Origin of the sequence: Flavobacterium shii (assembly GCF_025847235.1) — a bacterium.
Classification (GTDB): Bacteria; Bacteroidota; Bacteroidia; order Flavobacteriales; family Flavobacteriaceae; genus Flavobacterium; species Flavobacterium shii.
On record NZ_JAOZEW010000010.1, the window covers coordinates 146,290 to 159,112 of the forward strand.

14 protein-coding genes are annotated in these 12,823 nt (G+C 31.1%); 6 read left to right on the forward strand and 8 right to left on the reverse strand.

Annotation, left to right across the window (positions count from 1 at the left end; all coding sequences use genetic code 11):
- Positions 1–6: 6 nt before the first annotated feature.
- Positions 7–1,494, forward strand: a complete 1,488-nt coding sequence (locus OIU83_RS11075; RefSeq protein WP_264206321.1) for an aminotransferase class V-fold PLP-dependent enzyme — start codon at positions 7–9, stop codon at positions 1,492–1,494.
- 80 nt (positions 1,495–1,574) lie between these two features.
- Here OIU83_RS11075 and OIU83_RS11080 read toward each other — a convergent pair whose 3' ends face one another.
- The 7 genes from OIU83_RS11080 to OIU83_RS11110 form a co-directional block, all read right to left on the reverse strand.
- On the reverse strand, positions 1,575–2,189 hold the full coding sequence (locus OIU83_RS11080; RefSeq protein ID WP_264206322.1) for a hypothetical protein: 615 nt from the start codon (positions 2,187–2,189) through the stop codon (positions 1,575–1,577).
- A gap of 286 nt (positions 2,190–2,475) precedes the next feature.
- Entirely contained in the window at positions 2,476–2,943 is a 468-nt protein-coding gene (locus OIU83_RS11085; protein ID WP_264206323.1) for a DinB family protein, read from the reverse strand.
- A 6-nt stretch (positions 2,944–2,949) separates the two neighbouring features.
- Positions 2,950–3,414: a nuclear transport factor 2 family protein gene (locus OIU83_RS11090; RefSeq protein ID WP_264206324.1), complete on the reverse strand. Its 465-nt coding sequence runs from the start codon at positions 3,412–3,414 to the stop codon at positions 2,950–2,952.
- A 59-nt stretch (positions 3,415–3,473) separates the two neighbouring features.
- On the reverse strand, positions 3,474–3,998 hold the full coding sequence (locus tag OIU83_RS11095; protein ID WP_264206325.1) for a hypothetical protein: 525 nt from the start codon (positions 3,996–3,998) through the stop codon (positions 3,474–3,476).
- 6 nt (positions 3,999–4,004) lie between these two features.
- The gene (locus OIU83_RS11100) at positions 4,005–4,481 is read right to left on the reverse strand and encodes a hypothetical protein (protein WP_264206326.1); all 477 of its coding nucleotides are present in this window, start codon (positions 4,479–4,481) and stop codon (positions 4,005–4,007) included.
- A gap of 6 nt (positions 4,482–4,487) precedes the next feature.
- Positions 4,488–5,165, reverse strand: a complete 678-nt coding sequence (locus OIU83_RS11105; protein ID WP_264206327.1) for a peptidoglycan DD-metalloendopeptidase family protein — start codon at positions 5,163–5,165, stop codon at positions 4,488–4,490.
- A 293-nt stretch (positions 5,166–5,458) separates the two neighbouring features.
- Positions 5,459–6,124 (reverse strand): spermidine synthase, encoded by a 666-nt coding sequence (locus OIU83_RS11110; protein WP_264206328.1) that lies wholly within the window; start codon positions 6,122–6,124, stop codon positions 5,459–5,461.
- Positions 6,125–6,186: 62 nt separating this feature from the next.
- Between OIU83_RS11110 and OIU83_RS11115 the strand changes: the two genes are divergently transcribed.
- On the forward strand, positions 6,187–6,738 hold the full coding sequence (locus tag OIU83_RS11115) for a 1-acyl-sn-glycerol-3-phosphate acyltransferase (RefSeq protein WP_264206329.1): 552 nt from the start codon (positions 6,187–6,189) through the stop codon (positions 6,736–6,738).
- 60 nt (positions 6,739–6,798) lie between these two features.
- Here OIU83_RS11115 and OIU83_RS11120 read toward each other — a convergent pair whose 3' ends face one another.
- Positions 6,799–7,272 carry a helix-turn-helix transcriptional regulator gene (locus tag OIU83_RS11120; protein WP_264206330.1) on the reverse strand — a complete coding sequence of 158 codons (474 nt, stop codon included), beginning with the start codon at positions 7,270–7,272 and terminating at the stop codon, positions 6,799–6,801.
- Positions 7,273–7,584: 312 nt separating this feature from the next.
- Here OIU83_RS11120 and OIU83_RS11125 point away from each other — a divergent pair, with 312 nt between their 5' ends.
- The 4 genes from OIU83_RS11125 (at position 7,585) to OIU83_RS11140 (ending at position 12,501) form a co-directional block, all read left to right on the forward strand.
- Entirely contained in the window at positions 7,585–8,739 is a 1,155-nt protein-coding gene (locus OIU83_RS11125) for a M14 family metallopeptidase (protein WP_264206331.1), read from the forward strand.
- 77 nt (positions 8,740–8,816) lie between these two features.
- Positions 8,817–9,296 (forward strand): Lrp/AsnC family transcriptional regulator, encoded by a 480-nt coding sequence (locus tag OIU83_RS11130; RefSeq protein ID WP_007805990.1) that lies wholly within the window; start codon positions 8,817–8,819, stop codon positions 9,294–9,296.
- A 93-nt stretch (positions 9,297–9,389) separates the two neighbouring features.
- A complete protein-coding gene (locus OIU83_RS11135) occupies positions 9,390–11,975 on the forward strand; it encodes a phosphoenolpyruvate carboxylase (RefSeq protein ID WP_264206332.1) in 2,586 nt (861 codons plus the stop codon).
- 10 nt (positions 11,976–11,985) lie between these two features.
- A complete protein-coding gene (locus tag OIU83_RS11140) occupies positions 11,986–12,501 on the forward strand; it encodes a DinB family protein (RefSeq protein WP_264206333.1) in 516 nt (171 codons plus the stop codon).
- The last annotated feature ends 322 nt before the right edge of the window (positions 12,502–12,823 follow it).

The window sequence follows — 12,823 nt, forward strand, 5'->3', positions numbered from 1 at the left end:
TTTATAATGAATATCAAAAACAATACCACGGCTTTAGAAGCTTATTTCCAAGATTTTCGAAAAAATATTATTGGAATTGACCAGGAATTTACCTCTCCTTACGGTAAAAAAAAGATAATTTATACCGACTGGACAGCCAGTGGACGCTTGTATAGACCGATTGAAGAGAAAATTATAAACCAATTTGGACCTTTTGTCGCAAATACACATACCGAAACTACTGTGTCAGGTACTGCCATGACAAAAGCGTACCATCATGCCAGAAATATTATTAAGCGTCATGTTAATGCTAGCCAAGATGATATTTTGATTACTGATGGAACAGGAATGACTGGCGTTGTTAATAAATTCCAGCGTATTTTGGGATTGAAAATTCCAGAGAACTTAAAAGATTTTACTACAATTCCAGCCGATAAAAAGCCAGTTGTTTTTATATCTCACATGGAACACCACTCAAACCAAACGAGCTGGTTGGAAACTATTGCCGATGTTGAAATTATTCCTGCTTGTGAAAAAGGACTTTTTAGCCTTGAAAAATTAGAAATCTTATTAGATAAATATAAAGATCGAGCTTACAAAATAGCTTCGATTACTTCTTGTTCTAATGTTACAGGGATAAAAACGCCATATTATGAAGCTGCCAAATTAATGCACCAGCATAATGGAGTTTGTTTTGTAGATTTTGCATGTTCTGGCCCTTATGTAAAAATAAATATGCACCCAGAAGATCCAGAAGCCTATTTGGATGCGATTTTCTTTTCTCCACATAAATTTTTAGGTGGTCCCGGAACATCGGGAGTTTTGATTTTTAATAAAAAATTATATAAAAATATGATTCCGGATTGTCCTGGAGGAGGAACGGTAAGCTGGACAAATCCTTGGGGTGAGCATAAATATATCGATAATATCGAAGACCGTGAAGACGGTGGAACTCCTGGCTTTTTGCAAGTTATAAAAACTGCTTTGGCAATTGAGTTAAAAGAACAAATGGGTGTAGATAATATGTTACAACGCGAAAATGAAATCGTTGATTTTGTTTTTAATGAACTGAATGAAACCCCGAATATTAAAATTTTAGCAGGACAACATCAGGAACGTTTAGGGGTAATTTCGTTTTTTATCGAAGATTTACACTTTAATTTAGGTGTAAAAATACTGAATGATAGATTCGGGATTCAAACTAGGGGAGGTTGCAGTTGCGCAGGTACTTACGGGCACTTTTTGTTACATGTTGACCAGGAAACATCTAGTAAATTAATTGACCAAATTACGATTGGAGATTTAATTCGTAAACCAGGATGGATAAGAATGTCTATACATCCTACAACTACCAATGAGGAGATTGCTTTTGTTTGCGAAAGCATTAAAGAACTAGCCAAAAATCATAAAACATGGGCTTTGGATTACGAATACAATAAAGATACCAACGAATTTGTACATGAAAATGTAACTACATTCGAAGATGAACTAGTCGCAAGTTGGTTTGCATCATAAAACAAAAAAATAGCTTCAATCGAAGCTATTTTTTTTTGATTTTTTTTACCATTAAGAGATTAAGAAAAATTAAGTTTTGGTTATTTTCCAATGAGTACATTGTATTCCTTAGGTATGGTTACTCCATTAAAATAATTTGTTAGCCCACAAAATATTATTACAGTTAATATAATTCCAAAAGTCAAAATTGCTATTGATTGTTTATGGGGAGAAATCCCGAAAATTGATTGCTCCATTTTCTTGTTATGTATGGCAGCAATATGCCCGAAAAAGGAAAGAATTGCAAGTGCATAGTAAGGAATAAAAAACAAGTTGTAAGGAAATGTATTTAATCCGGCTACACCATAATAAAAGTTAGTATCAAGGTTTAAAATAAGTCTTCCGATAAAAATCGCACTTAAATGAATTATAAAAAAGATAGCTAAGTATAATCCTGACCAAATCTGAATTTTTTCAAAACTACTGGTTGCTATTTTTCGATTTATTTTGAAAAGTTTAAGTCCTGAAAAAATTTGAACAAATACAGCTAACAGCAAAATGGATTCAATGAAAATATTTCGATAAAAAAGGCGCAAAGTATTCATCATTTCAATGTGCTTTTCTGCTCCAAGAATGCTCCAAACATGATTAAATAAATGTAATCCAATAAAAACTGTTATTATAAGTCCAGATATGTAGTGTAATTTTTTAATCATATATTATGCTTTATTTTAAGTTGTAGAATAAATATTTATGCATAAGTAACTGAATCTTTTTTTTTTACCATTAAGAGATTAAGAAAAATTAAGCTTTTGCTATTAAAAAGGACAAGTTATGATTTATTAAATATCACCAAGTCGCCAAATCACAGTTTTTACGAATTATTTTTTTTACCATTAAGAGATTAAAAAAAAATTAAGCTTTTGTTACTTTATGAAACTTAATACCTTAATGGTTTAATTATTTATTTACTTCAATTTATCAGCCATCAACCATTAACTATTAACCATTAACAATTGAGATATCGTCTAATAATCGGCGGTGATAATTTATTTGTCCTAAATGATAGGCGAGGTGGGTGGTAAGATGTGTTAAAATAAATCCTGTAGAATCTTTACCTTTAAAAATAATAATAGGGAATTCCAGTTCTAATTCCGCTTCCGATAAATTACTTAAAGCAGTATCAACTACGACAATTGTTTCTTCAATTTTGGTAATTAATTCAGTTTTTGGGATATTTTTTAAAGAAAATTCCAATTCGCGGTGTCTTATATAACCAGAATTGCCTAATGTAGCGCCTATATAGGTGTTTAAATTGCCGATTAAGTGTAAACAAAGATTGCCTGCCGAATTTGTGATTTGGTTGTTTGTAGACCAAATTATGGCTTCGTTTTGATACGATTCGATTTCGAGTTTTAATTTGGTAAGATCACGCTTAAAAAGCGCTTTCAGAGTCTCGAGATGAGCCATTATTTCTTATTTTTTATAATTATTCAGTGATAATAAGGCTTGTTCTTGTATTTTTTTCTGGAAGAATCCTGTCCAGCCTAATAAATATCCTGTAATTCCGAATGCTTGTTTCGACCATTTCCAAACATCGAAAGTATCTGTATGTTTGATGATTAAGCCATCCTGAAACTGAAATTCGGCAAAAACGTTATTGATAACATTTCTGTTTGTTTTGCTAAAATTATAAGTAGCAATCCAATGTGCAGAACCCGTAAATTCATCTGCTTTTACATCCGAAAATTCGATTTTTATGTTGCCTTTACTTTTTTTAAGAAGCATTTCCCACATTTTAGAAACTTCATCTCCTTTCAATAAACCAAAAGCAGGATCACGAAATTGTATATTTGGATGGTAGCATTCACTCATTTTTGCTGCATCGGCATTAGCAAATGCAGTATAGAATTTTATAATGGTGGCTTCGTTTACACTCATTTTTATTAGAATTAGAATATAAAAGTACTGAAATTATTGATTGTTTACGAAATATAAACTTACAAAACCTTAATTTCGGCTGCAGTTTCAAAAATTTTCTTGGATTGATCAAATTTGGTAGAGAAATAAGACTTTTTATTTACTGCTGTAAAATTGCCTATTTGACTACTAAATTTATTTGTTGTACCAGTGATGTTAAATCTGATAGATTGGATATCAGTCTTTTTTAGTTTATTCATTTCAATAACCGAAAGATTGTAAAATGTCGAAGTTTTATTTTCGCCAGCTTCGGTATTTTTCTTGTCTACACAAACTATAATTGTATTATCGACTAAATAAATATAGGTAACACCAGTGATTTGTAATTTGGGGTCTGTTGTTGCAATACTAAGTTTTAAAAGACCACCTGTTTCGGTCTTTGCAATTTGAACATTGGCTTCACCGGATAATGCATAGTTTTCGCAAATAAAATCCCAGGTTTGTGTTGCCGGATATGGTTTTCCTTTAAAATTAAGAGACTCCTGAGCATTAACCGAAATGGATAAGAAAATAAGGGATAAAATCAGTAGTGTTTTATAATTCATAAGGTTTTATTTTTCAATTAATTTTGATTCGAATGTTTCGTCCCAATCCAGCGATTTGATGGCTGAAATTAAATTTTCCTGATTTACATATACACGAAGTTCTTTATTGGCTACTTTTTTTTCATATAAAGCTCTATATCTGTAAATGGTTTCATGTTTGGTTTTGTAAACCCCATCCAGTTTAAGATCTTTAAAAGCTCCGTACCATTGTCGGAATTTCTGACATGTTTTTGTTAATCGGTCTTCTGTTGTGTTCGCCATAACCGAAGGCGTAACTTCTGTTTCATTAAAAGGCTTAAATTTTGACGTGTTACAAGTCATTAAAACTCTTTTTCCGAGTTCATAAGCCTTATTTTGCTGATTGTTATTTACTTCTGCGGGTAAAACTTTTGATATTTTTAAATCTTCTGTCTTATTTCCTCCAGTTTTTGATTTACAACCTATCAACAGTAGCAAACTTAAAATAAATAGTACTTTTTTCATCGCTCTTTATGTTATTTTTAATAATAAATTGGGATTTGGGCAGTTATTAACATAGTAATCCAAATTGGTTTTACTGCAAACACCTGGATAATCGCCAAGATTTTCTCCAATATTTTTTATAATTTGAAAATGCAAGTGTGGTGCATAATCTCCATTTACATCTGATTTCCCTAAAGTGCCCAAAATTTGTTCTTTTTTAAAAACAGATCCAACTTTAAGATTGATTATACTTTTTAACGACAAATGCCCGTATAAAGTATAAAAAATATGATTTTCGATTTCGTGTTTCAGAATAATTGTAGGGCCATAATCACCTAAACCGATGTTGTTTTTAAAACTATGGATTGTTCCGTTAAACGCTGCTAATACTGGAGTTTCGGCTTTTATCCATAAATCCAAACCAATATGAATGTTGCGTTCCGGAGCGGTTGAATTTTTAAAATTTTCACTTCGTTTATATATATCCCGTTCTTCCAGATAACCACCAAAAGCCACTTTTGCATTGGCGCGAGCTAATAAATTATCGATATAAATCTCGAAATCGGCAGCAGTTTGGGGTTTGTTGTTTTTTAATTCCTGATTAGAAACCGATAAATCCAAAGGCATGTATTGAGCATAATTGATTGTAGCATCGATTACTTTTATGGGAGCTAAATTTTTTAAAACAGTTTCTAGTGTGGTCATATATGTTTATTTTTTTTTAACCCGTTGGGTGTAATTATTTTGTGTAATCTGCTCGGATCATAAAAGTTTCATTTAATACATAGAGACATAGATTTTGGAACTCTCTAAAAAGGCGTTTCACTTGTTTGAAATACACAAAGCTTGCTATGTGAAAGAAATCTATTTCTTTTTGTGCCCTTTTTTACACATAAAATCTATGTCTCTATGTGTTAAAACTGATTATACCCAACTTTTTTTAATATTCTATCTAAACATTTTGCAGGCAATAAATAATTCGTTAAAGGAAATTACCGTTAAGCTAGTTTTTCTATAATTATTAATTCATTGTGTTCCTCGATTCGAGGGAGCATTTTTACGGTATGTTGATTATAGTTTATTTCAGAAACATATTTTTGGTTTCTGATATTATGCTTTTCATCGAGAATCATAGTATTGAAAAGTACAAAACCATTATTTTTTAAAAGATCGCAAACCCTGTTGCTAAAAAAGCTTTCAAATAAAAAGTTGGGCATTGTGGTATCTTCAAAAACATCAATTATTATGAGATCATATTTTTTGTTTGTTCTTAAAACAAATTCAAATGCATCATCAATAATAATTTCGAGTTGTTTGATTTTATTTAGATTGAAATATTTATTGGCAACCTGAATCATTTCTGGATCTATTTCAATTCCGGTAATTTTACCTTTGTATTTTATTTCATCGACCAAAGTTTTGATAACACTTCCACCAGCCACTCCAAGAAGTAATATATGCTTCATTGAGGTTATCTTTTCGAAACCAATATTTTTTAATCCATATCTCAGGATGCGTTGTAAACTTCCGTAAGAGTAATTCGTATTTTCAGAATCCAAAACTAATTCACCGTTTGCCCAGGTAACTTCGATAGCTTTACTGCGTGAGGATTTTTTTTCAAATATTTTTATAGGAACAAGGTAACTGAACATTTTCTTAATCATTCGTATGCGTTTTTATCAAATTTAAGATTTAAATTATTTATTTTGTACGATAAAATAAAATAATGAAGAAACAATTATACAAATTCATCTTTTTCAAGCTTATGGGTTGGAAGATAGTTGGGATTGAAAATGCTGAGGTGAAAAAATGCGTGATGATGGTGATGCCGCATACAAGTAATCATGATTTTTATTTAGGAATTTTTACTCGGGGGATTTCTGGATTAGAAATGAACTGGGTAGGAAAGAAAGAATTATTTAGGTTTCCTTTCGGATATTATTTCAGAAGCGTAGGAGGGGAACCTTTGGATCGATCCGGTGGTTTAAATAAAGTTGATTCGATTGCAGCTATTTTTGATCGAAAAGAAATTTTTCGATTAGCAGTTGCTCCGGAGGGAACTCGTAAAAAAGTTTCAGAAATTAAAACCGGATTTTATTACATCGCTTTAAAAGCAAATGTGCCTATTGTTCCTGTAGCTTTTGATTGGGGTAAAAAAGAAGTTAATCTCGGTAAGCCATTTTACCCAACAGGAAATTTTGAATCGGACATGGAAATTTTAAAACAACATTATGTAGGTGTAGTCGGAAAAATTCAAAACAACGGATTCCAATTGTAATTTCTTAAAATTACTTAGGCGAAATTTTTTTTCAATTTTTCAAATACACCAAAATGAAATTTAAGGAGTATATACCTTAAAAGTCCCATTTTTATAAAAGAGCACAATTTTCTCTATTTCATCTGATGAGGTATTGGGAATTGTGTTTTTTATTTCAACAGGATTTTTTTCAATGATTTTTTTCTCATCCAATTTTTCTATCTCCAAAAATAAATCTTTTGGAATAAAACTTTCATTCGGAAAAATAGGGACAATGGGTTTTTCGATTTCTTCTGGAATTGGATATGGAATAACTTTGTCATTTTCGTTTTTAGGAAATGAACCTTTTCCATTCAAAACCCAATACAAATCTATATCAGGAAAAACCTCAATAATCTTTAATATAAAATCTAAGCTTGGTTTGTTTCTGCCCGAAAGGAGGTGGGACATACTAGAGCGTTGTACTCCAATTTTATCTGCAAATGAAGAAGCGCTTAAGCTGTAATAGTCCAATATAATTTCCAATCTTTTTATAAAATCCTCGATGTTTACCATTGTAAATTGTTTTTAAAATTAAGATGGTTTACAAATGTAATTAAAATATAAAGAAATAGCAATTATACAATTGTAAATAGCATAAATGAGTCAATTATGTTGATGTTGTAGCTTTAGTTGAAGCGACGTAACTAACTAATAATGTTGTGATTATAGTTTGCTTATTAAGAAGTTAACAAATGTCATTGAAATTAGGGTAAATCGAGTCTGTTAGGGGAAAATATGTGTTTATAAATGTAAATTACGAGCTATTTTAATTGTTTACAATTGTAATTATAAAGATGTTTACTTTTGTAAACCAAACAATATGACATGAATTTAGAAGAATTATTTAGCTTACATAAAGAACAAAGCATACAAGGAAGGTATCTTACATTGGATGCGATTATTCCTTTATTGGAGAAATTAAACACCAATAATCAGGTGAATATTATTGGAAAATCAGTTTTGGATAAACCTATATATAGTTACGAAATTGGTTCTGGTAAAACTCGAATTTACCTTTGGTCACAAATGCATGGGAATGAAAGTACAACTACAAAAGCGCTATTTGACTTTATTAATGTGCTGAATAGTGGTTCTGAGTTTGCACTTAAAATGCTGGAAACTTTTACTTTTTATAGTATTCCTATACTAAATCCTGATGGTGCTGAGTTATATACTCGTGAAAATGCCAATAAAGTCGACTTGAATCGTGATTCACAACAGTTAACTCAGCCAGAAAGCAAGGTGCTAAGAGCTGCTTTTGAAGAGTTTAAACCTCATTATTGTTATAATCTGCATGATCAGCGTACTATTTTTGGCGCTGGAGATACAGGAAAGCCTGCTACAGTATCATTTTTGGCACCGGCTTATAATGAAGAAAGAGAGATAAATGAGTCGCGTACAAAGGCGATAGACTTGATTGTAGCTATGAATGATGTTTTGCAGCAATATATTCCGGGACAGGTAGGTCGTTTTGATGATTCTTTTAATATTAATTGTATAGGAGATACATTTCAATACCTTGGTGTACCTACAATTTTGTTTGAAGCGGGGCATTTTCCTAATGATTATGAAAGAGAGGTTACTAGGAAATACATCTTTTTCGCGTTAATTACTGGGTTTAAGGTATTAAGCGAAAACGATATAGTTGTCAATGGAATTAATAAATATTTGAATATTTCACAAAATAAAGTCGTTTTTTATGATTTTATGTATAAAAACATCAAAATAAATTATGATGGTATCGAAATAATCACGAATTTTGCCGCACAATACAAAGAAGAATTGATTGAAAATAAAATTTGTTTTACTGCTTATATTACCGAAGTTGGTGAATTAGAAAATTATTATGGTCATTTTGAATACGATGCTAAAGGAGCAGAATATACTGATGATTTTAAAAATTTTCCGAAAACAAGTCAGAAAGCAGATTTTTATTTAAATAAAAACGTAAAATTTGTTAATGGACTGATAAAAAGTTAGTTTTTTTGTCAATTTGTTATTTTTTATATATATTTTTATACTTTGTAATAGTAATTAGTAATATTAATTAAAGAACTATGAGTAAATTTCGTTTGGATGAAGTAGATCACCAGATATTAGACATGTTGATAGACAACACAAGAGTACCGTTTACTGACATTGCAAAAAAACTATTGATATCTGCAGGAACAGTACATGTGAGAGTGAAAAAAATGGAAGATGCCGGAATTATAATGGGATCTTCATTAGCATTGGATTATGATAAATTAGGATATTCATTTATAGCTTATGTAGGTGTGTTTTTAAATAATACCTCACAAACTAAATTTGTATTAGAGCGTATTAATCAAATTCCATTCGTAACAGTTGCATCTGTAACTACAGGTAAATTCAATATTTTCTGTAAAATAAGAGCAAAAGATACTAAGCACGCTAAAGAAGTTATCTTTATGATTGATGATATCGAAGGAGTTTATAGAACAGAAACTATGATTTCCTTAGAAGAAAGTATTAATGATAAGAAGCGTTTGATGCATACTATTTTTAAAAATATGTAATTGATCTTGAATGCTATATTAAATATAACCTCAAGTTTTTCTTGGGGTTTTTTTATGAAAAATTAACTAACAACCAACCAACTATAACGCATTATGTATACGCTTCCCAAAATAGAACGTTTTAATCAAGATGTTCTTTCTAAATACCATATTTATAATAGTGTATTTATTACTTTACCTTTTGACTCTATTGATAATACAGGAGTTTTACTTCCATTATTTACTGAGGTTTGTGAGACAGGCTTCAAAAAACAGGAAACACCTAAAGAGATTGTAAATTTTTTCTCTGGAAAATACTTAAATGATGCTTCCGAAAAAGATAAGATTGATCTAATGTTTCGATTTATTCAATATATTGAACGTCAGATTGTATTGTTTGATGCTATTGAAGATGCTGCATTTCCTGCTGTAAACAATATGGAAGGAAGAGGTTCGCTTCGTGATATTAAAGAGAAATCGGATGCTAAAGAAATGGACGATGACTTAGTTGAATTTCTAGAAAGTTTCAATGTTCGTACTGTTTTAACGGCACATCCTACTCAATTTTATCCAGGTCCGGTATTGGGGATTATCAATGATTTAACCGATGCTATACGTACAAATGATTTGCTTACAATTAAAAAGCTACTTGCACAGTTAGGAAAAACACCATTTATACAAAATGAAAAACCAAATCCTTATGATGAAGCTGTAAGTTTGATTTGGTATCTTGAAAACGTATTCTATGAAACTTCTGGTGAAATAGTACATTATCTTCAAAGAAACATATTTCATGGTAATCCAATCCAAAATCCTTTAATTAAGCTAGGGTTTTGGCCAGGAGGAGACCGTGATGGGAATCCATTTGTAACAACGGCAATTACTTTAAAAGTAGCGGAACGTTTGAGAACTTCGATTTTAAAATGCTACTATATTGAAATGCGTAAACTAAAAAGAAAGTTAACCTTTGCAGGAGTAGACACTTTAGTTTCGGAACTTGAATATAAATTGTATCGCTCAGTTTTTTATTCTCAAGGCGAAATTTACATCACTTTGGATGAGTTTAAAGGGCAATTAAATAAGATTAAAAATATTATTATTGAGAATCATCAGTCTTTATATTTGGATGAATTAGAGGCGTTGCTTATCAAGATAAACCTGTTTGGTTTCTATTTTGCAACTCTGGATATTCGCCAGAATAGTAAAATACACGATGCTGTTTTTAAAGACGTTGTAACGTATTACTTAAAGGAAGATTCATCTGTTTTTCCTGCTAATTATTATGATTTATCAGAGAATGAAAAGATAGCAGTTCTTTCGAAAGTAAAAGGAAATCTTAATCCAAGTGTCTTTGAAAACGAAATAACAAGGTCTACAATTGAATCAATTCAAGCTATTAAAACCATTCAGGAGAATAATGGTGAATATGGAGCAAATAGATATATAATTAGTAATAATGAAAGCGCTCTGAATGTAATGGAGACTTTTGCTTTGATTAGACTGAACAATTGGGAAAGCCCAACTGTCGATATTATTCCGCTTTTTGAATCTGTGGATGATTTACAAAATGCTCATGAAATTATGGAGCAATTGTATACAAATCCAGAATATGCAAAGCACTTAATTGCAAGAGGAAACAAACAGACCATTATGTTAGGTTTCTCTGATGGTACAAAAGATGGTGGTTATTTAATGGCAAATTGGAGTATTTACAGAGCTAAAGAAGCACTTACCGAAATTTCCAGAAAATACGGAATTAAAGCTATTTTCTTTGATGGTCGTGGTGGGCCGCCTGCTCGTGGAGGAGGAAAAACACATAAGTTTTATGCTTCATTAGGACCAAAAATCGAAAACAACGAAATTCAGATTACAGTTCAGGGACAAACTATTAGTTCTAATTTTGGAACATTAGACTCTTGTCGTTATAATTTAGAGAATTTATTAAGTGCCGGAGTTACAAATCAGGTGTTTAGTAAAGGTAAAAATGAGTTAACGGTTGATGAAAAAGTTATTTTGGATCAATTGGCAGAACTAGGATATCAAGAATACTTAAGTTTTAAAAACCATCCTAAGTTTATTCCTTATTTGGAAAAGATGAGTACTTTAAAATATTACTCCAAAACAAATATTGGAAGCCGACCTTCAAAAAGAAGTAAATCAGATCATTTGGATTTTGCCGATTTACGTGCAATTCCATTTGTAGGTTCTTGGAGCCAGTTAAAGCAAAATGTACCTGGTTTCTTTGGAGTAGGTACAGCTTTAAGACATTTTGAGGAAACGAATCAATGGGAGAAAGTACAAGATTTATATGATAATTCATTATTTTTTAAAACACTGTTGGAAAATAGTATGATGTCATTGGCGAAATCATTTTTACCATTAACAGCTTATATGAGAAAAGATCCAGAGTTTGGGGAATTTTGGCAAATTATTTATGATGAGTTTTCAGAAACAAAACGATTGTTATTGAAAATTGCAGGTCATAAAGAGTTAATGGAGAACTATCCTGATGGTAAAGCATCTATTCAAATAAGAGAGCGTATTGTGTTACCATTGTTAACAATACAACAGTATGCTTTGTTAAGAATTAATGAATTAAACAAGGAAGAGAATGTCGATGATGACTTAATTAAGGTATACGAGAAAATAGTTACTCGTTCTCTTTTCGGAAATACAAACGCAAGTAGAAACTCAGCTTAAATTTAATTTTATGTTAGGATCACAATTATTAGAAAATGAATATTCCGGTGGATTTACGACTTATGTTAACGAAGCTGGAGATGTAAATCTTATTGAAGAGTTAGAGATTTCTCTACATGATTTTATCAAGTTTGTTCAAAATATTCCAATGGATAAATTCGATTATCGTTATGCCGAAGGAAAATGGACTATAAAAGATATCATTCAGCATGTAATCGATACAGAGCGTATTTTTGCATATAGAGCGTTGCGATTTTCCAGAAATGATAAAACACCATTGCCTGGTTTTGAAGAAAATGATTATGCTAATAATACAAATTCCAATGGTAGAAGTATTCAGGATTTATTGACAGAATTCTCGGCTATGAGACATTCAAATTTATTGTTTTATAAAAGTTTGTCAGAGGAGCAACTTAAAAGAATCGGTACTGCTTCTAATAATCAAATATCTGTTCGTGCTTTAGGTTTTGTTATTATTGGTCACCAAAAACATCATCAGAAAGTTTTTCAAGAAAGATATTTGTAGTTTTTTAAGAGCTACATTATAAATTAAGAATCCTGTGAAATGCTATTTCACAGGATTTTTTTTTGAAGCTATTCCTGCTATTCACTGTATCTTTTTATTTTTAAAGGAAAAATAAAAAGGATGCCGTTCCTATCAGGGCTAAGGATTATCTTAGTTTTTAAAAGATTTTGTGATTAAAATTTCGATTTTGTCCTGCTGAGGCGGAGCCGAAGGACAATTGCAATTTGGCTTTTTTATTGATACGTGAGCAGCTTGTATCCTTCGACTCCGCCTCAGGAAGACAGTCTCTTGAAAGAATACACATGATATGGACTTTACTAAA